The organism is Pantoea alhagi (genome assembly GCF_002101395.1).
Classification (GTDB): domain Bacteria; phylum Pseudomonadota; class Gammaproteobacteria; order Enterobacterales; family Enterobacteriaceae; genus Mixta; species Mixta alhagi.
In genome coordinates, this window is sequence record NZ_CP019706.1 from 94,737 (window position 1) to 117,833 (window position 23,097).

The 23,097-nt window shown below is 54.6% G+C and carries 21 protein-coding genes; 6 read left to right on the forward strand and 15 right to left on the reverse strand.

All coding sequences use genetic code 11. The features are described 5' to 3' along the window. Positions 1-6 precede the first annotated feature (6 nt). The 5 genes from potG to nfsA form a co-directional block, all read right to left on the reverse strand. Positions 7-1,140: a putrescine ABC transporter ATP-binding subunit PotG gene (gene potG / locus B1H58_RS00400; RefSeq protein ID WP_157130221.1), complete on the reverse strand. Its 1,134-nt coding sequence runs from the start codon at positions 1,138-1,140 to the stop codon at positions 7-9. Between the two features lie 121 nt (positions 1,141-1,261). Continuing rightward, a complete protein-coding gene (potF, locus tag B1H58_RS00405; protein WP_085067459.1) occupies positions 1,262-2,374 on the reverse strand; it encodes a spermidine/putrescine ABC transporter substrate-binding protein PotF in 1,113 nt (370 codons plus the stop codon). A 389-nt stretch (positions 2,375-2,763) separates the two neighbouring features. Further along, on the reverse strand, positions 2,764-3,249 hold the full coding sequence (locus B1H58_RS00410) for a YbjN domain-containing protein (RefSeq protein WP_085067460.1): 486 nt from the start codon (positions 3,247-3,249) through the stop codon (positions 2,764-2,766). Positions 3,250-3,341: 92 nt separating this feature from the next. Further along, positions 3,342-4,244, reverse strand: a complete 903-nt coding sequence (rimK, locus tag B1H58_RS00415) for a 30S ribosomal protein S6--L-glutamate ligase (RefSeq protein ID WP_085067461.1) — start codon at positions 4,242-4,244, stop codon at positions 3,342-3,344. A gap of 20 nt (positions 4,245-4,264) precedes the next feature. Further along, positions 4,265-4,987: an oxygen-insensitive NADPH nitroreductase gene (gene nfsA / locus B1H58_RS00420; RefSeq protein ID WP_085067462.1), complete on the reverse strand. Its 723-nt coding sequence runs from the start codon at positions 4,985-4,987 to the stop codon at positions 4,265-4,267. Positions 4,988-5,290: 303 nt separating this feature from the next. Here nfsA and B1H58_RS00425 point away from each other — a divergent pair, with 303 nt between their 5' ends. Then, on the forward strand, positions 5,291-5,554 hold the full coding sequence (locus B1H58_RS00425; protein ID WP_085067463.1) for a GrxA family glutaredoxin: 264 nt from the start codon (positions 5,291-5,293) through the stop codon (positions 5,552-5,554). Between the two features lie 57 nt (positions 5,555-5,611). Here the strand turns inward: B1H58_RS00425 and ybjM are convergent, their stop codons facing one another. Beyond that, positions 5,612-5,986, reverse strand: a complete 375-nt coding sequence (ybjM, locus tag B1H58_RS00430; protein ID WP_085067464.1) for an inner membrane protein YbjM — start codon at positions 5,984-5,986, stop codon at positions 5,612-5,614. 288 nt (positions 5,987-6,274) lie between these two features. Between ybjM and B1H58_RS00435 the strand changes: the two genes are divergently transcribed. The 4 genes from B1H58_RS00435 (at position 6,275) to B1H58_RS00450 (ending at position 11,305) form a co-directional block, all read left to right on the forward strand. Continuing rightward, the gene (locus B1H58_RS00435) at positions 6,275-7,963 is read left to right on the forward strand and encodes an aspartate:alanine antiporter (protein ID WP_085067465.1); all 1,689 of its coding nucleotides are present in this window, start codon (positions 6,275-6,277) and stop codon (positions 7,961-7,963) included. Between the two features lie 200 nt (positions 7,964-8,163). Then, positions 8,164-8,901, forward strand: coding sequence for a phosphatase PAP2 family protein (locus B1H58_RS00440; RefSeq protein ID WP_085067466.1), 738 nt, complete (start codon positions 8,164-8,166; stop codon positions 8,899-8,901). Between the two features lie 2 nt (positions 8,902-8,903). Then, entirely contained in the window at positions 8,904-9,500 is a 597-nt protein-coding gene (gene ybjG, locus B1H58_RS00445; protein WP_085072197.1) for an undecaprenyl-diphosphate phosphatase, read from the forward strand. A 518-nt stretch (positions 9,501-10,018) separates the two neighbouring features. Next, on the forward strand, positions 10,019-11,305 hold the full coding sequence (locus tag B1H58_RS00450) for an HAAAP family serine/threonine permease (RefSeq protein WP_085067467.1): 1,287 nt from the start codon (positions 10,019-10,021) through the stop codon (positions 11,303-11,305). Positions 11,306-11,608: 303 nt separating this feature from the next. Here B1H58_RS00450 and B1H58_RS00455 read toward each other — a convergent pair whose 3' ends face one another. After that, a complete protein-coding gene (locus B1H58_RS00455) occupies positions 11,609-12,811 on the reverse strand; it encodes a serine hydrolase (RefSeq protein ID WP_085067468.1) in 1,203 nt (400 codons plus the stop codon). A 252-nt stretch (positions 12,812-13,063) separates the two neighbouring features. Here B1H58_RS00455 and B1H58_RS00460 point away from each other — a divergent pair, with 252 nt between their 5' ends. Then, entirely contained in the window at positions 13,064-13,720 is a 657-nt protein-coding gene (locus B1H58_RS00460; protein ID WP_085067469.1) for an HAD family hydrolase, read from the forward strand. Between the two features lie 54 nt (positions 13,721-13,774). On the opposite strand, the gene B1H58_RS00465 is transcribed toward B1H58_RS00460, so the two are convergent. The 8 genes from B1H58_RS00465 to B1H58_RS00500 all read right to left on the reverse strand — a co-directional run bounded on the left by B1H58_RS00465 (position 13,775) and on the right by B1H58_RS00500 (position 22,902). Next, on the reverse strand, positions 13,775-14,890 hold the full coding sequence (locus B1H58_RS00465) for a PQQ-dependent sugar dehydrogenase (protein WP_085067470.1): 1,116 nt from the start codon (positions 14,888-14,890) through the stop codon (positions 13,775-13,777). 179 nt (positions 14,891-15,069) lie between these two features. Beyond that, positions 15,070-15,492, reverse strand: a complete 423-nt coding sequence (locus B1H58_RS00470) for a lysozyme inhibitor LprI family protein (protein WP_085067471.1) — start codon at positions 15,490-15,492, stop codon at positions 15,070-15,072. A 64-nt stretch (positions 15,493-15,556) separates the two neighbouring features. Further along, positions 15,557-16,525 (reverse strand): Gfo/Idh/MocA family protein, encoded by a 969-nt coding sequence (locus tag B1H58_RS00475; protein ID WP_085067472.1) that lies wholly within the window; start codon positions 16,523-16,525, stop codon positions 15,557-15,559. A gap of 82 nt (positions 16,526-16,607) precedes the next feature. Next, on the reverse strand, positions 16,608-17,513 hold the full coding sequence (gene gsiD / locus B1H58_RS00480; protein WP_085067473.1) for a glutathione ABC transporter permease GsiD: 906 nt from the start codon (positions 17,511-17,513) through the stop codon (positions 16,608-16,610). A gap of 9 nt (positions 17,514-17,522) precedes the next feature. After that, on the reverse strand, positions 17,523-18,443 hold the full coding sequence (gene gsiC, locus B1H58_RS00485) for a glutathione ABC transporter permease GsiC (RefSeq protein ID WP_085067474.1): 921 nt from the start codon (positions 18,441-18,443) through the stop codon (positions 17,523-17,525). 50 nt (positions 18,444-18,493) lie between these two features. Then, positions 18,494-20,032 carry a glutathione ABC transporter substrate-binding protein GsiB gene (gene gsiB / locus B1H58_RS00490; protein ID WP_085067475.1) on the reverse strand — a complete coding sequence of 513 codons (1,539 nt, stop codon included), beginning with the start codon at positions 20,030-20,032 and terminating at the stop codon, positions 18,494-18,496. A gap of 47 nt (positions 20,033-20,079) precedes the next feature. Next, a complete protein-coding gene (gene gsiA / locus B1H58_RS00495) occupies positions 20,080-21,936 on the reverse strand; it encodes a glutathione ABC transporter ATP-binding protein GsiA (protein ID WP_085067476.1) in 1,857 nt (618 codons plus the stop codon). A gap of 9 nt (positions 21,937-21,945) precedes the next feature. Continuing rightward, a complete protein-coding gene (locus tag B1H58_RS00500; protein WP_085072198.1) occupies positions 21,946-22,902 on the reverse strand; it encodes an isoaspartyl peptidase/L-asparaginase family protein in 957 nt (318 codons plus the stop codon). Between the last annotated feature and the right edge of the window lie 195 nt (positions 22,903-23,097).

The window sequence follows — 23,097 nt, forward strand, 5'->3', positions numbered from 1 at the left end:
GCTCTCTTATACTGTCAGCACGACGCAGCTGTTGGCGTCCCAGCTAAGGCGCACTTCATCGCCCCAGGTCGGCGCGCCTTCGCGGAAACGATGCGCGTTTTGCAGCTGCGCGCTGATCATCTGTCCGCTATGCAACCGCACATGATAAATCGACAAATCGCCCAGATAGGCGATATGCACCACTTCACCCACGGCAAAGTTGCAACCGTCCGCCGGTACCTGATCGCACAGCATGACCTTTTCCGGACGCAGCGCGATAGAAACCGGGACGTTATCCATTACAGAGACGTCCGAAGCCACTTTCAGCGGATGCACCAGTCCAGGACTGTCGATCACCAGCCCGTCCGTGCGGCGTTCGCGCAGCAGGCCTTCAAACACATTCACGGAGCCGATAAATTCTGCGCTGTAGCGGCTGGTGGGATGCTCGTAGATCTCTTCCGGCTCGCCGATTTGCACAAACTTGCCGCGATTCATAATGGCGATACGGCCAGCCATGGTCATCGCTTCTTCCTGATCGTGCGTTACCATGACGCAGGTAGCGCCGACACGCTCCAGGATATCCACTACTTCAAGCTGCATACGATCGCGCAGCTTTTTATCCAGCGCGCCCATCGGCTCATCCAGCAGCAGCAGCTTCGGTCGTTTCGCCAGGCTACGTGCCAGCGCCACGCGCTGACGCTGACCGCCGGAAAGCTGGTGTGGTTTGCGTTTGGCGAATTCCTGCATATGCACCAGCGCCAGCATCTCCGCCACGCGCTCGGCGATATCGCTCTTCGACAGCTTGTCCTGCTTTAAACCAAAGGCGATATTCTGCTCTACCGTCATATGCGGAAAAAGCGCATAGGACTGAAACATCATATTAATGGGGCGCTGATAAGGCGGCACATGGGAGAGATCCTGACCGTCCAGCAGAATCTGCCCATGCGTCGGCGCTTCAAATCCCGCCAGCATACGCAGCAGGGTGGATTTACCACAGCCTGATGCGCCAAGCAGCGCAAAAATCTCGCCTTTATAAATGGTCAAACTGACATCGTCTACGGCGTGCTGTCCATCAAATGACTTGGTCAGATTACGGATTTCCAGCAGCGGCGTCAGGGCCTTTGCCGTTTTTTGGGGATGACGGGGGATCGCGTCGTTCACTAACATCTCTCTCCGGCACTTAGCGGAAACTCGCGGCACGCAGCCGCACAAATGAGACAACAGAGGCCGATACCGCGCCTCTGTTGTCGTTAACCTGCGATGATGATTCTTGTTAGTCGAATTACTTACCGCTTTTCACTTTGGTCCATGCACGGGTACGCACACGATCAAGTTTTGGTTCCTGTACTTTCAGCACGAACAGTTTGGACATGGTTTCCGGTCCCGGGAAGATGCCTGGGTTATTGCGTATTTCTTCACTAATCAGCGGCAGCGAGGCCTTGTTACCGTTAGCGTAGAACATCTTGTCGGAAATATGCGCAATCACTTTCGGATCCATGATGTAGTTCAGCCATTGATAGGCGGCATCCAGGTTTTTCGCATCTTTTGGGATCGCCATCATATCGAAGAAGGCCAGCGCGCCCTCTTTCGGAATGCTGTAGGCGATATCGACGCCGTTCTTCGCTTCTACCGCACGCTCTTTCGCCTGCAGAATATCTCCAGCCCAGCCGATCGCCACGCAGGTATTGCCGTTAGCCAGATCGTTAATGTACTGAGAAGAGTGGAAATAACGAATATTGGGTCGCAGCTTTAACAGCAGATCGGTCGCCGCACCTGAATAATCTTTCGCATCGCTGCTGTTCGGATCTTTGCCGAGATAGTTCAGCACGGTAGCGAAAATCTCCTCTGGCGCATCCAGGAAAGAAACGCCGCAGCTTTTCAGCTTCTCAAGGTTTTCCGGTTTCAGCACCAGATCCCAGCTGTCGACTGGCGCATCTTTACCCAGCGCCGCTTTCACTTTTTCGACATTGTAGCCGATACCGGTGGTAGCCCAGAGGTAAGGGATCGCATACTTATTGCCCGGATCGTGCTGCTCAACTTTTTTCAGCAGCTCAGGATCAAGGTTTTTATAATTGGGCAGTTTGCTTTTATCCAGCTCCTGAAACACGCCGGACTGCAGCTGACGCGCCAGGAAGCTGGACGACGGCACCACAACATCATAGCCGGTGCTGCCCGCCATCAGTTTACCTTCCAGCACTTCGTTGGAATCGAAAACGTCGTAAACCACTTTTATTCCGGTCTGCTTTTCAAAGCCCGGTACGGTATCCGGCGAAATATAATCCGACCAGTTATAGACATGCAGCGTTTTCTGTTCCGCCATCGTGCCGGCGGAAACCGCCATCAGCGCACCAGCTATCACACCAGACAACCATTTTTTGCTGTGGTTGTTTAACATGTTTTCCTTCCTCCAGAAACGGGGTCAATCTCAACGATGCAGAACAAAAGAAACCGGATGGCTTCCTGCGTGTAAAACAGAGAATGAATCATTATTCACCACAGGCATAACAGGAAAAACGTATTGCTCAGTGTGGTTTAAGAGACTTCTTATGCAGCCCCGCAAGCATAGCCGCAGCGTGCCCTTCAGGCTATACCTCAGAGTAAAAAACGCCTTTTATCGATTATTTATGCATGTTTCATCTATGTGATACGCCAGACAGGGCATAAACGGCGATAAATATCTGGCATTAAAGGGCAAAGTGCAGAATAAAAATGTGAATTGCGCCGCTTGCCCGGCAAGAACATCGGGAAGCGGTGCAAAAAGGGAAAGTGGTGTGTAAACAGAACTTAGTGCAGCACTGGCAGGCGGCTTCCGGGAACCACCAGATCGTCTTCTTCAGCCTCGCCGTTTATCAGCAGATTATTGGCGAAAGCTTCCATAATCACCATTGAGATCTGCTCTTCGCTCTGTCGCAGGAAATGCACAAACTGGCCATAGGTAATGCCCGCATTGGTCATTAACGACTGGCAAACAATCAACTTGGGCAAATTATCGTCCTGAATATCAAGAAAGGCTTTTACGGTTAGCGAGGCGGCATTGATTTGTGAAAGATCGCCTGACAGCGGGATCAGCGCCGTTGGTTTAACCTCGGCGAGGGCGGAGAAAAGAATGACGTTATCTACCAGATCGATCTTGGCATCGAAAACGCCATCGAAATTCTGCATGTGTGGCAAATGTAGCGCCTGACAGGCGTCACATTCAAACCAGGGAATGCTCTGCTGATCCAGCCAACGTCGTAATACGTCTAAGTCTGGAACGACGAGTGAATCCATATGCTACTGCCCTATAATACCGCGATGAAATAAGCGCAATAGCTTACGGAAAAAGCAACCTGAAAACCACGTCCGAGGGTCAAAAAGGCGGGTTATCCGCCGGTTTTCAGACTGAAACCGGGGCGAGCATGTTGCTCTATCCAGTCAATCATCATCGCCGCGATATTCAACCCGGTAGTTTTTTCAATGCCTTCCAGTCCCGGCGAGGCATTAACTTCCATCACCAGCGGGCCGCGCCGGGCACGCAAAATATCCACCCCCGCTACGTCCAGCCCAAGCGTGGCCGCCGCCCTGACCGCAATCTCCCGTTCACGCGGCGTAATTTCGACGCGGCGAGCGCGGCCGCCACGATGTAAATTAGAGCGGAAATCGCCCTCTTTCGCTTCGCGCTCAATAGCTGCCACCACTTCATCGCCGATCACCAGGCAGCGAATATCACGCCCCTGCGCCTCTTTAATAAACTCCTGCACCATAATGTGCGCGTTCAAACCGCGAAAGGCGTCAATCACGCTTTCCGCCGCCTGACGCGTTTCCGCCAGCACCACGCCGATGCCCTGGGTTCCCTCTACCAGCTTAACCACCAGCGGCGCACCGCCCACCATCTCAATCAGATCGCGGGTATCATCGGGGGAATGGGCGAAACCGGTAACCGGCATATCGATGCCCTGGCGCGCCAGCAACTGCAGCGAACGCAGCTTGTCACGCGCCCGGGTAATCGCCACCGATTCATTCAGCGGATAGCTGCCGCACATTTCAAACTGGCGCAGCACCGCAGTGCCGTAAAAGGTGGTTGCCGGACCGATACGGGGGATCACCGCATCGTAATGTGGCAGCAGCTCGCCACGGTAGTGCACCGCCGCCGAAGCGGGATTGATATTCATATAACAGGAAAGCGGGTCGATGGTATCAACCTGATGACCGCGCGCCAGCGCGGCCTCACGCAGCCGCTTACAGGAGTAAAGCGTTGCGTCACGGGAAAGGATGGCAATTTTCACCCAGCGGTCTCCGCATCCAGTTATCGCGTTGCCCAACCCTGCTTATGCAGGTAATCCAGAATAAAAGGACGGCTTTCACGCACGATAGTGCGTCGAATATGGTTGCTGAAATTATCGCTGCGTTGATTGCTGTCACGCTGCTGATAGTAAGCCTCCAGCTGACGATCGTACTCATCAAGCTGGTGGCGATCCAGCGGCTGATAGCGGTTTTCATGCACCAGCATCGTGGCGGGCATACGCGGTTTCACATCGGGTTCATGCTGCGGCCAGCCCAGACACATGCCAAACAGCGGCAGCACATGCTGGGGCAAGCCCAGCAGCCCGGTGACCTGCTCAATATTATTACGGATCCCGCCGATATAGACGCCGCCCAGCCCCAGCGACTCGGCGGCCACCATCGCATTCTGGCCCATGATGGCCGTATCAACGCAGCCTAATAATAGCTGCTCCGCCAGGCCCAGCTGCGCCTCGGGACAAATTTGCAGATTGCGCTGGAAATCGGCGCAAAAAACCCAAAATTCCGCCGCCTGCGCCACATATTGCTGACCACCGCTGAGCGTCACCATCTGTTCCCGCAAGGCTTTATCGGTGATGCGGATAATAGAAGAGCACTGTAAAAAGCTGGAAGTGGAAGCCGACTGCGCAGCAGCGATAATCGCCTCACGCTGTTCATCGCTAATCGGTTGATCGGTAAAGGCACGAATCGAACGATGCGTACGTAACAGTTCAATAGTCGGCGTCATGTAAATCTCCGGAATTTTTTGATGAAGTATCGTCCCGACAGCAGCCAAAAACGTCAGGTGCCATCACCTGGCTCGGGCATCGCATCAGCACGATGACGGCAGGCACATCAGGACGATACGCTTAAAATAAGCGCACGGGACTTTATAGTAAAACGTCATTCCCTTTCTGGCGCATAGCCTCTGCACATTGTACCAACAGGCAGAGCCTTCTTTACAATGGCGAAGGTTGCGGTTCATGATGCGTTTACTGAGCTTAAAAGTGTGACATAATTCACACAAAAATGTGACATAAAGGAGATAACGATGCTTGCAGTCATTTTTGGTCGCCCCAGCTGCCCTTACTGTGTGCGTGCAAAAGAACTGGCGGAGAAGTTGACCGCAGAGCGTGACGATTTTAATTTCCGCTACGTTGATATTCAGGCCGAAGGCATTACCAAAGCGGACCTGGAAAAAACCGTGGGCAAACCGGTAGAAACTGTCCCCCAGATTTTTGTCGATCAGCAGCATCTCGGCGGTTTCACTGACTTCAACGCGTGGAGCAAAGCGAACCTGGGCGTCGCACTGTAAATTACAGGCACAAAAAAACCGGCCCGCTACAGAGCGCGTCGGTTTTTTTTATGGCGGTTAGCGTGTAATACGCGAGGCCGCCAGCGTACGCCACAGCATCACCAGCAGCGCGCCAAAGCCGCACCAAAAGATGGCGCTGGTCATCCATGCCAGCTCCTGCAGCAGCGGAAAAGGTATAAAGGTGCCGCTGATGCCCATCAGCATGCAGAAAGGCGTTGCGGTTACCGCGGCCATTAAAGCCTGTGCCAGCGGCGTATGACGATTGATCATCGCGGCAATCAGGCCCGGCAACATAAACAGCAGCAGGCCGGTTTGCTCAGAGGTTTGCCCTGGCGTCTCTTCAGCGCCGCCATAACGAGTCAGGAAAAATGTTGCGCAGTAAAGCGTCATACAAATCACGACGCCCGGCCAACGGACGCTATACAACAGCATAATCTTTCCTCGTTTATTTGTGCGAACCAGGATTGTCAAAAATAACTATTCACGCCAAAGGCTGTTAAAAAATTAACGAGTAAAAGTTAATAAATATTTTCTTTTGCTGCGGCTTTCTGCTGGAGGTCTGCTGAATAAATGAATAAAATGAATGCCACTCTATACTTACTCCTGAATACAGCGTTCCAGACGCTAAGCTGTCTGGCTTATCATAGCGGTCACAGGAATAAACGTTAGCCTGGAATCTCAGGTCTTTCAACAAGTTACTGGTAAACAAGAAGTTAATACGTGAATATAAACGTCGCAGATTTGTTAAGCCGTAATGATATATTGTTATTATTCGTTGTACTGGCTTTAGGACTGTGCCTGGGTAAATTACGACTGGGTTCAGTGCAACTGGGTAATTCCATTGGTGTTTTAGTGGTTTCACTATTACTGGGCCAGCAGCATTTCTCAATTAATACCGATGCGCTTAGCCTGGGCTTTATGCTTTTTATTTTTTGCGTCGGAGTGGAAGCCGGTCCCAATTTCTTTTCTATTTTTTTCCGCGACGGTAAAAACTATCTGATGCTGGCGTTGGTGATGGTTTCCAGCGCCATGCTGTTAGCGCTGGCGCTGGGCAAAGCCTTCGGCTGGGATATTGGCCTGACGGCGGGCATGCTGGCGGGTGCGATGACCTCAACCCCGGTGCTGGTGGGCGCGGGCGATACGCTGCGGCAGTCAATGAACGACAGCCATCTGCTTGGTCAGATGCAAGATCATCTCAGCCTTGGTTACGCCCTGACTTACCTGGTCGGCCTGGTCAGCCTGATTTTTGGCGCGCGCTATCTGCCGCGCCTGCAGCATCAGGATCTGCCAACCTGCGCCCAGCAAATTGCGCGTGAGCGCGGCCTGGACACCGACAGCCAGCGTAAAGTTTATCTGCCGGTGATCCGCGCCTATCGCGTAGGTCCGGAGCTGGTCGCCTGGGCGGATGGAAAAAACCTGCGTGAGCTGGGCATTTACCGTCAGACCGGCTGCTATATTGAGCGTATTCGTCGTAATGGTATCCTGGCCAACCCCGACGGCGATGCGGTGCTGCAGCTGGGCGACGAAATTTCCCTGGTGGGCTATCCCGATGCCCACGCGCGGCTCGATCCCAGCTTCCGTAACGGTAAAGAGGTTTTCGATCGCGACCTGCTGGATATGCGCATCGTAACGGAAGAGATCGTGGTCAAGAATAACAATGCGGTGAACCGACGCCTGAGTCATTTGAAGCTCACCGATCACGGCTGTTTTCTTAACCGTGTTATTCGCAGCCAAATTGAAATGCCGATTGATGAAAGCATTATGCTGAACAAAGGCGATGTGCTACAGGTAAGCGGCGAAGCCCGACGAGTAAAAAGCCTGGCGGATCGCATCGGCTTTATCTCTATTCACAGTCAGGTCACCGATCTGCTGGCTTTCTGCGCCTTTTTTATTATCGGCCTGATGATTGGCATGGTGAGCTTTCAGTTCAGTGCGTTTAGCTTTGGCATTGGCAACGCAGCCGGTCTGCTGTTTGCAGGCATCATGCTGGGTTTTTTACGCGCCAACCACCCTACTTTCGGCTATATCCCGCAGGGCGCGTTAACCATGGTTAAAGAGTTCGGCCTGATGGTATTTATGGCGGGCGTCGGCCTGAGCGCTGGCAGCGGTCTCGGCCACGGGCTGGGCGAAACCGGTCTGCTGATGCTGCTGAGCGGGCTGCTGGTCAGCCTCCTGCCGGTGGTGCTTTGCTATCTGTTTGGCGCCTATGTGCTACGCATGAACCGCGCGCTGCTGTTCGGAGCGATTATGGGGGCGCGTACCTGCGCCCCGGCGATGGAGATCATCAGCGATACGGCACGCAGTAATATTCCGGCGCTGGGCTATGCTGGCACCTATGCCATCGCCAACGTTTTGCTGACGCTGGCGGGTACGCTTATCGTGATTATCTGGCCAGCGCTGGGCGGTTAAAAAATATTTGAATTCGGCTGCGAACTTCTTTAGCGAGAGGCAGTCTGAATAAGTGCCACTGCTTTTCTTTGAAATCCCAAATTGTGGAGCCCGTTAATCAATGATTAGCGGGTTTTTTTATGGCTGTTTCCCGCCTCTTAATGTTTTCTTAAGCGCCGCTGCGCACTATAGCCCGTCTGTAATGAGCTATGGACACTGTCATGCAACTTTCTTCAAAGTTAAACCAACACGAAACATTACCCCCGATTAGGATTAACGCGCTTTACCCTTTATCCGCACGCTTTTACGCTATCCACGCTGTTTTACTGGCAGTTTTTGGCCTGTTGTTTTTATGGCTCGCTCGTGACGGCTCCCTGGACAATGCGCTAACCGGTTACTGGTTCGACCCACTGACGCAGCGCTTTCCATGGAAAGATAATCGCTGGCTGGATCTTATCAATCACCGGCTGCTGAAGGATATGGTGATCGTGACCGGCGTTACGCTGTTGATCGCCGGGTTGCTGCGTCGCCAGCCTCGCTGGATCCTGGTGGCATTGCTGACAGGTATCGGTCCGCTGGTGGTGGGCGTGCTCAAGGCGACCAGCGCGCATTCGTGTCCGTGGGATCTGGTGATGTTCGGCGGCAAGGCCGTTGCCTGGCCGCTGCTTGGCGTTGCGCCGCCAGATAGCGGGCCTGGCCGCTGTTTTCCGGGTGGTCATGCTTCAAGCGGCTTCAGTTTAATGGCGCTGTTTTTCCTTTACTGGCCGACGCGCCGCCGCCTTGCCTGGCTGTGCTGGAGCGGAGCCGTAGTGCTGGGCTTAGTGATGGGTTACGGACAAATGATGCGCGGCGCGCACTTCCTTACTCATAATTTATGGGCAGGCTGGTGGGTTTGGCTGGCGCAGCTGTTGACTTACGGGTGCGTAACGTACCTGACGAATAAGATGAGGAAGAAATAATGATGGAAGAGTTGAACCGGACGCTGTTTCTCTGGATCAACGCCACGCCGCAGTCAGCGGCCTGGTTACTGGAACTGGCGACCTTTATCGCCAAAGACTTAATCGCTATCGTCCCGCTGTTGATCGCCGTGCTGTGGCTATGGGGGCCGCACCGTGGCATTCGGACATTGGTATTGAAAACCGGTATCGCCCTGCTTTATGCGCTGGCGATCTCCTGGTGCGTGGGGCAGCTGTTTCCGCATCCACGTCCTTTCGCCATTGGACTGGGGCATCAATTTCTGTCGCATGCGCCGGATGACTCTTACCCCAGCGACCACGGCACCACCATCTTTACTTTTGCCCTGGCCTTTATCTTTTGGCATCGCATCTGGTCTGGCATAGTGCTGATGGCGATCGGCTTAGCTATCGCCTGGTCACGAATTTATCTGGGCGTACACTGGCCGATGGATATGCTGGGTGGACTGCTGGTAGGCCTGCTGGGCTGCCTGTTCTCGCAAATGGCATGGCCGTGGTACGGCGAGCCGCTAATGAAATTACTGCATCAGATTTATCGCCTGCTTTTTTCCCTGCCGATCAGAAAAGGCTGGGTGCGCAATTAATTTACCTTGCTTCACAGGCCTGTTTAACAGGCCTTTTTTTTATCCCTTTTTATTTATTGCCGGTTGTATCTTCGCCCATTTTTATTGCGCAAACGATGCCTCTTCTAATTAAATGGGTTGCGCAAGAGGGATAAATATTAAACAAGCACTATTTTAATTTATTGATTTAAATAGAAATAGAATCTTAACCGCTTAAAAAACCGACAAAAGGAGGCGCTATTTGCTACCGCTAAAAAGATAAAAGTTCAGCCTTATCCTCTATGTTTCACAACAAACTTAGACAATTAAATTAAAAATAATTAAACATCCAGCTTATCAAGCCTAATTTATTCTTTGTATTGTGATCGTTATCACCTGATAGCTCTCTGCTGACACTTTTAACTTATTTAGATGGTGGTAGAGTGTGCCGCGAAAATGGAGAATTCCAGTATTCATTCTGTTTGCCGACGGCGGAAATTTCGCAGGATTTAACTGAGCGCTGACGGTTTTATATTCATACGTTACTCATGGAGATGGTAATGGCTTCACAGCAAACCGCAATCCAGAACGGGCGGACGGCAACACGCGTTAGCAGCTGGCGTAAAACCGATACCATGTGGATGTTAGGACTGTACGGCACCGCCATTGGCGCGGGCGTCCTCTTTTTACCGATTAATGCCGGCATTGGTGGGCTAATTCCACTGATCATTATGGCCCTGCTGGCCTTCCCAATGACCTATTATGCGCACCGTGGCCTGTGCCGCTTTGTGCTTTCCGGCAGCAAGCCGGGCGAAGATATCACCGAGGTAGTGGAAGAACATTTCGGCGCAGGCGCCGGTAAAGTTATTACCCTGCTCTACTTCTTCGCAATTTACCCTATCCTGCTGGTCTACAGCGTGGCGATCACCAATACGGTAGAAAGCTTTCTGACCCACCAGTTGCACATGCAGGCACCGCCGCGCGCGCTGCTGGCGCTGCTGCTGATTGTCGGCCTGATGATGATTGTGCGCTTCGGTAAAGAGGCGATTGTGAAAACCATGAGCATGCTGGTTTTCCCGTTTGTTGCGGTGCTGATGCTGCTGGCGCTGTGGTTAATCCCTAACTGGAGCACAGCGATTTTCCAGCACGCCTCATTAAGCGGCAGCGGTAGCAGCCTGGGAATGACCTTATGGCTGGCGCTGCCGGTAATGGTTTTCTCTTTTAACCACTCGCCGATCATCTCCGCCTTTGCCGTTGCCAAACGTCAGGAATATGGCGAAGAGGCTGAAGCAAAATGCTCACGCATTCTGGCGCTCAGCCATATGATGATGGTGCTGACGGTAATGTTTTTCGTCTTTAGCTGCGTGCTGTCACTGTCGCCAGCTAATCTGGCGGAAGCCAAAGCGCAGAATATTTCGATTCTTTCCTATCTGGCTAACCACTTTAATACGCCGATGATGGCGTGGATGGCGCCGATTGTGGCTATCGTGGCGATCACCAAATCGTTTCTGGGCCACTATCTTGGCGCGCGCGAAGGCTTCAATGGCTTAATTATCAAAAGCCTGCGCAGTCGAGGCAAAAGCATGGATGAGAAGAAGCTGAACCGCTTTACCGCCCTGTTTATGCTGCTGACCACCTGGCTGGTGGCGACCTGGAACCCGAGCATTCTTGGCATGATTGAAACACTGGGCGGTCCGATTATTGCGGTCCTGCTGTTCCTGATGCCGATGTACGCCATCAATAAAGTACCGGCGATGCGTCGTTACAGCGGTGCGCTGAGCAATATCTTTGTCACGCTTATTGGCCTGATCTCCATCTCCGCTATCATTTTTTCCCTTCTGGGCTAATTCGCTACACACCAGGCCAGCACACTGCTGGCCTTCCTTATTTTCTACGGCAGTTCAGGCCTCAACTATCTCCGGAACACAAAGCGCGGAAAGTTCAGGCCATAGCCATCGCGAGCACAAGGCGCAGAAAGTCCAGGCAGAAGAGTAAAGCGTCCCGCGCCATGGACGGCGCGGGTCGAGCTGTCAGGGATGACATATTTTGCGTCTTTACGATCGGCCTGGACTCTCCGTGCTGACACCGAAAACTCAGACTTCAAACAGATACAGAACGGCCTGAACTTCTCTCGCCGGCGTCAAACGCGCCTACGAGAACCACTGACCAAACCAGCCGTTCAGCTTCATCATCACAAAATCAAACATCCGGCTAAAAAAACTGCCCTCCTGCACCGGCTCCAGTACCACTAACGGCCGTTGCGCAATCGTCTTGCCATCCAGCTGGAAATTAATCGTTCCCACCTGCTGATGCTTTTTCAACGGTGCCTCCAGCTGCGGCGAACTCAGGGTAAAACTGGCCTTCAAATCTTTCATCTGCCCTTTCGGGATAGTGAGGGCAGCATCTTTTGCCACGCCAAGCGCAACCTCATTCCGATCGCCAAACCAGACGCGCTGCTGAGTAAAAGGCGCATCGGCCTTAACCGGCGTGACCGTTTCATAAAAACGGAAGCCCCAGGTCAACAGCTTTTCACTTTCGCGAAAACGGATACTGTCGGTCTCCGCGCCCATAACCACAGAAATCAAACGCATATCCCCTTCGGTAGCCGAGGCCACCAGATTATGACCCGCGCCTGACGTATGACCGGTTTTAATCCCATCAACATGCAAATTGCTGCTCCACAGCAGACGATTGCGGTTACGCTGGGTAATATTATTAAACGTAAACGACTTCTCTTTATTCAACGCATACTCTTCCGGCACGTCACGTATCAGCGCCTGCCCCAGTAACGCCATATCGCGCGCGGTACTGTACTGACCTTCCGCATCCAGCCCGTGAACGGTTTTGAAATGGGTATTTTTCAGCCCCAGCGCGTTAGCATAATTATTCATCAGCCCGACAAAGGCATCCTGACTGCCCGCCACGTAATCCGCCAGTGCGATACTGGCATCGTTACCTGACTGAATCACTATGCCTTTATTCAGCTCCGATACCGGAATCCGGTCGCCGGGCTTGAGAAACATCAGCGACGAACCTTTAAGAACCGGATTACCGGTCGCCCAGGCATCCTGCCCTACGGTAACCATATCGTCGCGGGTAATCTTGCCGCTTTTAAGCGCCTGACCAATCACATAGCTGGACATAATTTTCGTCAGGCTGGCGGGATCGAGACGCTGATCGGCATTGGCCTCCGCCAGCACCTGGCCGCTGGCGTAATCCATCAGCACCCAGGCTTTAGCCTCAACCTGTGGCGCAGCAGGTGCCTGTACGGCATTAACAACAACGGGAAGCAGCAACAGCGTGCCGCAGAGCGCCAGCGAACCAACGCCGGCGTGAAGACGCAATTTTTTCATGATGGAATCAGATAACCTGTAGAAATAGTATAAGTTTCATTGGGATATGAAACGCAGCGTCTTACGCTAACCTGTCGGCGCGTTGATTAAAACGGCTGCATCGTAAAGTTTCTTAGAGTTTATTAGATAAACCTTATTCTGTGCCTTAACACAAATCACACAGACCAGGGTTGATTCTGATTTTGCCTAAATCAATTAAGACGATCACAAAATTCCGCTAATCTGATTAAACCCGCTCCGAGGAGAATCACCATGGATTTAGCGCTTTTCGATCTTGATGAAACGCTGATTTGTGCAAACAGCAACAGCCTGTGGATGCGCTGGCTGGCATCGCAAGGCTACGCACCTGAAAGCTTAATTGCTGAAGAGCAGAGATTAATGGCGCAGTATCATCAGGGGGAGATCCCGCTGGAAACCTACATGAACAGAACGCTGGCACCGTTAACCGGGATGGCGACGCTAACCGTCAGCGGTTGGGTTCGCCGTTTTATACAGCGTGATATTGTGCCGCGTGTTTACCCCGCCGCCCGTGAACGGCTTGCCTGGCATCAGCAACGCGGCGACACCATTATGCTGGTCTCCGCCGGAGGCGAGCATCTGTTAACGCCCATAGCGCAGCGGCTTGGGCTACACGGCGCGCTGGCGGTGGGCGTGGAAATTATCAACGATCGCTACAGCGGCCAGCCGTGCAGCACCCTAAACGGGCGAGCGGGCAAAGCGCCTCATTTGGCTGACTGGCGATCGCTGCAACAGGAGAAACGTTTTCAGCATACCTGGGCCTACAGCGATTCGATTACCGATCTCCCGCTGCTGGAACAGGCGGATCACGCCTGCGTTATCAACCCTGATATTCAGCTATTGCAGGAAGCACGGCAGCGCGGCTGGGAAGTCACGCACTGGGAAAAATAATCCTGCCAGCCTGACCCGCACGCCACAGGGTCAGGCTGGATCCCGTCTGGTGGCTCAGGGCTGCAAACCCACCTTCAGCAGCTTGCCATTGCTCTCATCGGTCAACACATAGAGATAACCGTCCGGTCCCTGACGCACATCACGGATCCGCTCGCCGCGATCCTGCAACAAACGCTCTTCTTCAATCACCTTATCGCCATTCAGACTCAGGCGAATCAAATTTTTCTCTTTCAGTGCGCCGATAAACAGCGAGTTTTTCCAGGGCTGAAAACGTGCGCTATTGTAAAAGGCCGTGCCGCTGATGGCGGGTGAATTTTTCCACCAGTAAACCGGCTGTTCAGTACCCGGCGCTTCACCGCCTTTTGATTCAGGCACCTTATCGCCGCTATAGTCAACGCCCCAGGTGGCCAGCGGCCAGCCATAGTTTTTCCCTTTTCGCGGAATATTAACCTCATCACCGCCGCGAGGGCCATGCTCGCTTTCCCACATCTCCTGCGTCCAGGGGTTAAGCGCCAGCCCCTGTGGATTACGCAGACCATAGGCCCAGATTTCCGGGCGCGCATTGGGCCGCGTAACAAAAGGGTTATCCTGCGGTACCGTGCCATCGCCTTTCAGACGCACCAGTTTGCCGGTGAGCTTATCCAGATCCTGCGCGGTTGCGCTCTGGAAATTATCGCCAAAGGCGATCCACAGATACCCTTCGCGGTCAAAGGCGAGGCGGGTGCCAAGGTTAGCACCGCCGGAAAGCCTGGGCTGCTGACGCAGCACTACCCTGAAATCCGCCAGCCGACGCCCGTCTTCGCTCAGTCTGCCGTAGCCAACCACCGCCCCGGCGCGCCCGCTTTCATCCGCTTCGGTATAGCTGAGCCAGACGCGGCGGCTTTGGGCAAAATCGGGCGCCAGCGCCACATCCAGCAGGCCGCCCTGACGCTGATGCCATACCTCCGGCACGCCTTCAACAGGCTGCGACAGCCCCTTTTCCGGCTGCCACAGGCGTAGCGCGCCTGACCGCTCGGTCAACAGAATGGTTTTATTATCGGGTAAAAAAGCCAGTGACCAGGGGTGATCGAGCTTGTCCTGCAACTGCTGCACCGTAACCTGCGCCGCCAGAGAGGAGGCTGAAAACAGCAGCGCCCCGCTTAATACCAGAGAGACTAATGGACGAGACATCATGCACTCCTTCAGAAATCAGAGGGTAAACTGTGATTATTTTCACGCTTTGGCGCTTAAAAAAGCTAAAAATTCGCCAAAAAGTCAAAGTTAACTAATCTTTTAACTAACGTTAATATTTAGTTTCCCTGGTGTTTGGCCCGTCCTGTTGGCGGGCTTTTTTTTATCCTGCAACGGCTTTATTCCTGCTCTGCGGCTAAATCGGTGCTCACGCGCAATTTATATAGATCGATCGCTTTGTCCCGGATCACCTTTAATTTTGATTCTGCCGCCACCAGCGGCCATACCGTTCCCTGTTGCTGCTGATAATAGGCCGAAATCGCCGCGTTATAGCTGTCGCGATAGTGCAACCAGCTACGCTGCGCGGCGATTATTTTCTGCCTGACGCTTTGCGGCTGCGCGTTAAGCAATAGCTGATACTGCTTATTCAGCTCGTCATCCCACTGCTGAATAGCGCTGCTGTAGCACTGCGCATTATCGGCCGTGCTGTTGGCATGCAGCTTACACGCCTGCAGTTGCTGATCAATCTCCTCGCCTGGCTCTGCCGCCAGGCCGATCATGGGAAAGGTCAGCGACAGCAGTACTAATGCGGTTAACTTCATTTGATTACCTCAATCGGTGCCGCATTGCGCGGCGCTGGCTGACGGCCCAGCCGCCGCAATGTACTCAGGATTCAAAGGGGTAACGGATCCCCCATCGCTGACGAATATCAGTCATCAGGGCCACAACATCATTGGTCAGATAGTGCAGTGGATTCACGCCTTCGGCGGCATATTTTTCCAGCGCCAGAATTTCATACTGTAGCGCACGCCCGGTCTCCCCCGCTTCAAGGGTTTCCATGGTGCCATCCGCCCAGCTTAACTGCGCCTGCTGCGCGCGCGGGAAATCATCAACGGTAATAAAGCCATGCTCGCAGGCGATAATGCCGCGCTTCGGCATTTTGGCGCGAAACGCCAGCGAGATGGTGGCCATTTCGTTTTGGCTGTTTTGCAGCAGAATGCCGCACTGTTCGTCAACGCCGGTGCTGAATTTAGCCACTGTGGTAAACAGCTGGTTCGGCTGCTCACTCAGGAAAAAGCGGGCAAACGAGAGCGCATAAGTGCCGATATCCAGCAACGCGCCGCCTGCCAGCTGTGGATTAAAGAAACGGTTATTGGGGTCGGCTTCTTTAACGGTGCCAAAAGAGACCTGAATCATTTTCAGCTTGCCCAGTTTTCCGCTTTCAATCAGCGTTTTCAGCTGATGAAACAGTGGCATATGAAACAGCGTCATCGCCTCGGCTACGATCAGCTTCTTCTCTGCCGCCAGCTGATTAATCTCACTCAGCTCATCGCTGCTGACAGTTATTGCCTTTTCCACCAGCAGATGCTTGCCCTGCTCCAGCGCCTGCTTCATCCAGCTGAAATGGCTGGCGTGTGGCGTAGAGATATAGACCGCGTCTATTTGCGGATCGGCCAGCATCCGGGGAATATCATCAAATACCCGCTCAATACCGTAGCGTTGCGCAAACGCTTCACCTTTCTCGCGGCTTCTGGCACCTACCGCATAGATTTGCCTGCCCATTGCTTCCTGAGCAGCGGCAAACTGATGCGCAATAGCGCCCGGTCCAATAATTGCCCATGTTAACGGCTTCATTTTTCCTCTCTTTTTGCTGTCCGAAGAGTAAGTGTAGACAGCGAAAGGCGCGACGGGTGAATTTGCCCGTCGCGGGCGGTTTTCAGCTTTTCAGTTTCGGATCGAGCGCATCGCGCAGGCCATCGCCCAACAGGTTAAAGGCCAGCACCGTCAGAAAAATCGCCAGGCTGGGGAAAATCGCTACGTGCGGTGCCATCACCATATCCGCTCGCGCCTCGTTAAGCATCGCGCCCCACTCTGGCGTAGGCGGCTGCGCGCCCAGCCCCAGAAACGACAGGCTGGCGGCGGTGATAATCGAGGTGCCGATGCGCATGGTGAAATAGACCACAATCGATGAGACCGTGCCGGGCAGAATATGGCGCACCATCAGAGTCCAGTCCGATGCGCCGATACTGCGTGCCGACTCGATAAAGGTTTGATGCTTCAGCACCAGCGTATTGCCGCGCACCAGACGGGCAAAGGCGGGCACGCTGAAAATTGCTACCGCCACGATAACGTTGGACATACCGCTGCCCATGATCGCCACGACCGCAATCGCCAGCAAAATCCCCGGAAAGGCGAACAGCACATCGCAGATGCGCATAATAATGCGGTCCCACCAGCCCTCATAGTAACCAGCCAGCAGACCGAGCGCGGTACCGATCGCTCCGCCGATAGCGACGGAAAAAAAGCCCGCCAGCAGCGAAATGCGGGTGCCCACCAGTACCCGACTAAAAATATCGCGGCCAAGGGAATCCACGCCAAACCAGTGCATGGCGGAAGGGCCTTCCGTCAGCCGGTCATAATCAAAATAATTTTCAGCATCAAATGGCGCAATCCACGGCGCGCATATTGCCAGCACAATCAGCAATAACACAAAAACGCCAGCCGCCAGCGCCACAGGCTGACGGCGGAAACGTCGCCAGAATTCGCGCCACGGCGTACGTACCCGCTCGCTCTGTTGCAGGGGCATCACCTTCAGAGCTGCCTCTCGTCGCCAGTTTTTCATCGCAGCTCCTTATTTGTACCGTATCGCCGGGTTAATGGCGGCATACAACATATCCACGATCAGGTTGATCAGGATAAACTCCAGTGAAAACAGCAGTACCTCCGCCTGTATCACCGGATAGTCGCGCATCTCCACCGAATCCACCAGCAGGCGTCCCAGGCCTGGCCAGTTAAATACCACTTCCACGACAATCGAGCCGCCCAGCAGAAAGCCAAACTGCAAGCCCATCATGGTGACTACCGGAATCATGGCGTTGCGCAAGCCATGTTTAATCAGCACCTTCGACTCGCGCACCCCTTTGGCGCGTGCGGTGCGCATATAGTCTTCCTGCATCACCTCAATAAAAGAGGCGCGGGTAAAACGCGCCATAATCGACGCCACCGCCGCGCCCAGCGTAATAGAGGGCAAGATATAGTGCTGCCAGCTCTCCGCACCGACGGTCGGCAGCCAGCCCAGCTCCACGGAAAAAACCTGCATCAGCAGCATGCCGAGCGCAAAAGCGGGAAAGGAAATGCCCGATACCGCCAGCGTCATGCCGATGCGATCCGGCCAGCGATTACGCCAGACGGCGGAGATAATCCCAATCCCCATGCCAAAAATTACTGACCAGATCATACTGGTCAGCGTCAGCCACAGCGTCGGCAGAAAGCGTGAAGCGATCTCCTCCGATACCGGCCTTTTCGATACCATCGACGTGCCAAAATCCCCCTGGAGCGCGTTGACCATAAAATGCAAAAACTGCTGCGGCAGCGGCTTATCCAGTCCCAGATCCTGACGCACCAGCGCAACCACGCTGGCATCGGCTTCAGGCCCGGCCACCAGCCGCGCCGGATCCCCTGGCAGTAAATGAACAAACAGAAAGACCAGCACCGCCACGATCAGCAGCGTAGGTATCAATCCCAGCAGGCGTTTAAGGAAATAGTTCAGCATGCGTTTCCCTGCGTCACAGACGCCAGCCTCAGCGGCTGGCGACGCGGACATTACTTCAGATCGGCTTCATCAAAATTAAAAGAGGTGTCAGGCATCATGTAAAAACCGCTCAGCGATTTGCTATGAGCCGAAACCAGCTTTTCCACCACCAGCGGCGCCCAGGGGCGATCGTTCCAGATACGGTCCTGCGCATCTTTATACAGCTGCGCTTTTTTTGCCGTATCGGTGGTTTTCAGCGCGTCGTTCAGATCTTTATCCACCTGTTCATTGCTGTAAAAGGCGGTGTTAAAGATTGCTGGCGGCCAGGAGGCGGTGGCAAACAGCGGCGTCAGCGCCCAGTCAGCTTCACCGGTCGAGGCGGACCAGCCGGTATAGAACATCCGTACGCCGCTCTCTTTTTGCCCTTTCCCTTCTACTTCCGCCGCGCGCTGTCCGGCATCCATCGCCGTGACCTTCACTTTAATGCCCACCTGCGCCAGCTGCTGCTGAGTAAACTGCAGCACTTTCTGCGCGGTGCTGTGGTTGTGAGAAGACCAGAGCGTGGTGCTGAAACCGTCCGGGTAGCCTGCCTCTTTTAGCAACTGGCGCGCTTTCGCCGGATTGTACTCAATCGCCGGATAGCTTTGCGCCCAGGGAATCGACGGCGGCACGATGCCGGTTGCTGGCGTGGCATAACCGGCAAAGGCGACTTTGCTCAGCGCCTCGCGGTTAATCGCGTAATTGATCGCTTCGCGCACTTTCGGATTATCGAACGGCTTCTGGGTGACGTTAAAACTGATATAGCGCTGCATAATTGACGGCGTGCTGACTAAATCGAGCTTGCTGTTTTGCTCCAGCCGTTTCGCCTGCTCATAAGGGATCGGGAAGGCAAAATTGGCTTCACCGGTTTGCAGCATCGCGGCGCGGGTATTGTTATCCACAATGGGTCGCCAGGTAATGCTGTCAAGTTTCGGATAGCCCGGTTTCCAGTAGCCGTCCCACTTTTTCACCTTCACAAAATCGGTCTGGTTCCAGGTCACAAACTGATAAGGACCGGTGCCGACCGGATGGAAGCCGATCTCCTTGCCATATTTTTTCAGTGCGGTAGGGGAAATCATCGCCGCCGCCGGATGGGCCAGGATATTAATAAAGGCGGAGAACGGCTGCTTCAGGGTGATCTTCACCGTGGTGGGATCGACCACCTCGGTGGTGGCGATATGTTTAAACAGGTTATAACGCTTCAGGTGGTTATCTTCGTCGCTGGCGCGATCGAGATTCACCTTTACCGCCTCGGCGTTGAACAGGGTGCCGTCCTGAAACTTAATACCGGAACGCAGCTTGATGGTCCAGGTCAGGCCGTCGGGGCTGGCCTGATAGCTTTCCGCCAGCACGTTTACCAGCTTCATATCCTTATCAAAGCCGAACAGCCCCTGATAGAAGGATTTCGCCACCGCCTGCGACAGGGTGTCGTTGGCATCATAAGGGTCGAGCGTGGTGAAATTAGAGCCTACGGCAATCACGGCATCCTTTGCTGCCCAGCCGGGCGCAGCGGCGAAACTACTAAGCAGGCCGGCGGTTATCAGCCATCTGCGGGTCGTGAATTTGGTCATATGCTTGTTCTCCTTAGTCCCTTGCGGGTTATGCAAAAGCCGGGCCGTCAGGCGCCGCTGATGATATGCCGGGCCACGTAATGATCTGCCCCAACCTGAATTAATGGCGCAACCACCGGCTCATCGCCGGGCGTGCGCAGCGGGCTGGGCAATTCATCCGCCAGCAGCGCTCGCTCGCGGCGACGATGGCCCGGATCGGCGACCGGCACTGCTGACATTAATTTGCGCGTATAGGGATGCTGGGGATTTTCAAATACCGCCTGGCGCGGACCGATTTCCACAATCTGCCCCAGGTACATCACCGCCACACGATGGCTGATGCGTTCCACCACCGCCATATCGTGTGAAATAAACAGAAAGGCGATACCAAATTCACGCTGCAAATCCAGCATCAGATTGATGATTTGCGCCTGAATCGAAACATCCAGCGCCGAAACCGACTCGTCGGCAATCACCACTTTTGGATTCAGTGCCAGCGCGCGGGCAATACAGATGCGCTGGCGCTGACCACCGGAAAATTCATGCGGATAGCGTTGGGCATGTTCCGGCAGCAGCCCCACTTTTTCCAGCAGCCAGGCGACACGTTTTTCCGCTTCAGCGCGCGACATGACCTTGTGGATCAGCAGCGGCTCCATAATGGAAAAACCGATGGTGAGACGCGGGTCGAGCGAAGCGTAAGGATCCTGAAAAATAAACTGAATATCGCGCCGCAAATGCGCCAGCTGATGCGGCTTCAGCCGATCGATACGTTGCCCGTTAAAGGTAATGCTGCCGCCCTGGCTCTCTACCAGCCGCAGCAGCGAGCGGCCGGTAGTGGATTTACCGCAGCCCGACTCCCCCACCAGCGCCAGCGTTTCACCGGCATACAGGCTGAAGCTCACCTTTTCTACCGCATGTACCCGCCACTTCACGCGGTTCAACAGACCGGCGCGAATATCAAAACGCGTGACTAAATCACGCACTTCCAGGATCGGCGCTTCATGATGTTTTACCGTATCCACCTGCGCCCCGGTGTTCTCCTGCTCGCCCGGCAGCGGAAATTTACGCGGCAGGGGCTGCCCCTGCATAGCGCCAAGACGCGGCACCGCCGCCAGCAGCGCACGGGTATAGGGCTTCTGCGGTGCGCTAAACAGCGTGGCGGTGTCGGCGCTTTCGACCACGGCACCACGGTACATGACCTGCACCCGGTCAGCCATTTCCGCCACTACGCCCATATCGTGGGTAATAAAGATCACTCCCATCGCCATCTCTTTTTGCAGCACGCGGATCAGCTGTAAAATCTGCGCCTGGATAGTGACATCCAGTGCGGTAGTGGGCTCATCGGCAATCAGCAGCGCCGGACGACAGGAGAGCGCCATGGCGATCATCACCCGCTGGCGCATGCCACCGGAAAGTTGATGGGGATAGCGCGTCATAACATTTTGCGCTTCGGGAATGCGTACCAGATCGAGCATTCGTCGCGCCTCCGCCAGCGCCTGCTGGTGGCTTTTGCCCTGATGAAGCCGCACCGATTCAGCGATCTGCTCGCCAACCGTAAAAACCGGATTCAGCGAGGTCATTGGCTCCTGAAAAATCATCGCCATATCCGCGCCGCGAATGGTACGCATCTGCGACTGCCGCAGCTGCGCCAGATCTACCAGCGAGTTATCACGCCGCCGCAGCCACAGCTCACCGCTATCCAGGCGGCCGCCGCTCTGCTCAATCAGACGCATCAGCGCCAGCGAGGTCACCGATTTTCCTGAGCCGGACTCGCCCACCAGCGCCAGGGTTTCACCGCGTTGTACCTCCAGCGAGAGCTGACGTACCGCCTGGATGGTATGGCCCTGCTGGTTAAAGCTGACGCTAAGATTACGTACCGCCAGCACGCACTCTTCGGCCAGCGGTAAAGAGGATGGCTGTTGCATGCTGGCTCCTTAAGCTTGCCGGTAAATCGCGACTACCGGCTCTTGATCCGCGTAACCGTAGCCGCGATACATGCCTTCAGTATTGAACGGCAGCGCAATGTTTCCCTCAGCGTCGACAGCAATCAGGCCGCCGCTGCCGCCCAGCGTTGGGATTTTATCGAAAATAACCTGTTCGCAGGCTTGCTGCAGGCTGAGCCCGCCATACTCCATCAGCGCGGCGACGTCGCCAGCCGCCAGAATGCGGATAAAAACTTCCCCGGTACCGGTACAGGAGACCGCCACGCGGCGATTGCTGAAACAGCCTGCGCCCGGTAACGGCGAATCGCCAATGCGCCCGACCCGTTTATTGGTCATGCCGCCGGTTGAGGTGGCGGCAGCGAGATTGCCCGCGCTGTCGCAGGCTACCGCGCCGACCGTACCCAGTTTGCGGTCGGCATCCAGCGGCGCAGATCCCTGCGCTGCACCATCATGATCCAGCAGCGTTTGCTGGCTGGCGCGGGCGCGCTCCAGCTGCTGCCAGCGTTCATCCGTGGAGAAGAAGTCCGCCGCGACCGGTGCCAGGCCCTGTTCCTGAGCAAACTGCTCTGCACCGCTGCCGCACAGCAACACATGCGGGCTGTGCTCCAGTACCGCGCGCGCCGCCAGGATCGGATTGCGAATATGCGCTACGCCAGCCACCGCACCAGCATCCTGAGTGCGCCCGTCCATGATGCAGGCGTCCAGCTCATGCGTGCCCTGATGGGTAAAGACGCTGCCTTTCCCGGCATTAAACAGCGGACACTCCTCCAGCAGGCGCACCGCTTCGGTGACCGCATCTAACGCACTGCCGCCAGCGGCAAGGATCCTCTGGCCGCTGGCGACAATTTCGCTCAGCGCCCGGAGATAACGCTGCTCCTGCTCCGCGCTCAGCGCCGAACGTGCAATCGCGCCCGCGCCGCCGTGAATGGCAATGGCTGCTCTGCCCATCATTATTTACCCTGTGTTCTGAAACCGCCGGAAACGGCTGAATGGATGTGATGTTATGATTTTTCGGCAAATTTTGACTATAGGTAGCCGCCGGGATGATGTAAAGCGTAAAGCCAGTTAAGTCCTAATAACAAAGCGTTATATCTCATAACTAAAAGCACATCATAAGCCTCAGGTGCGCTGGTGGGGTGATCG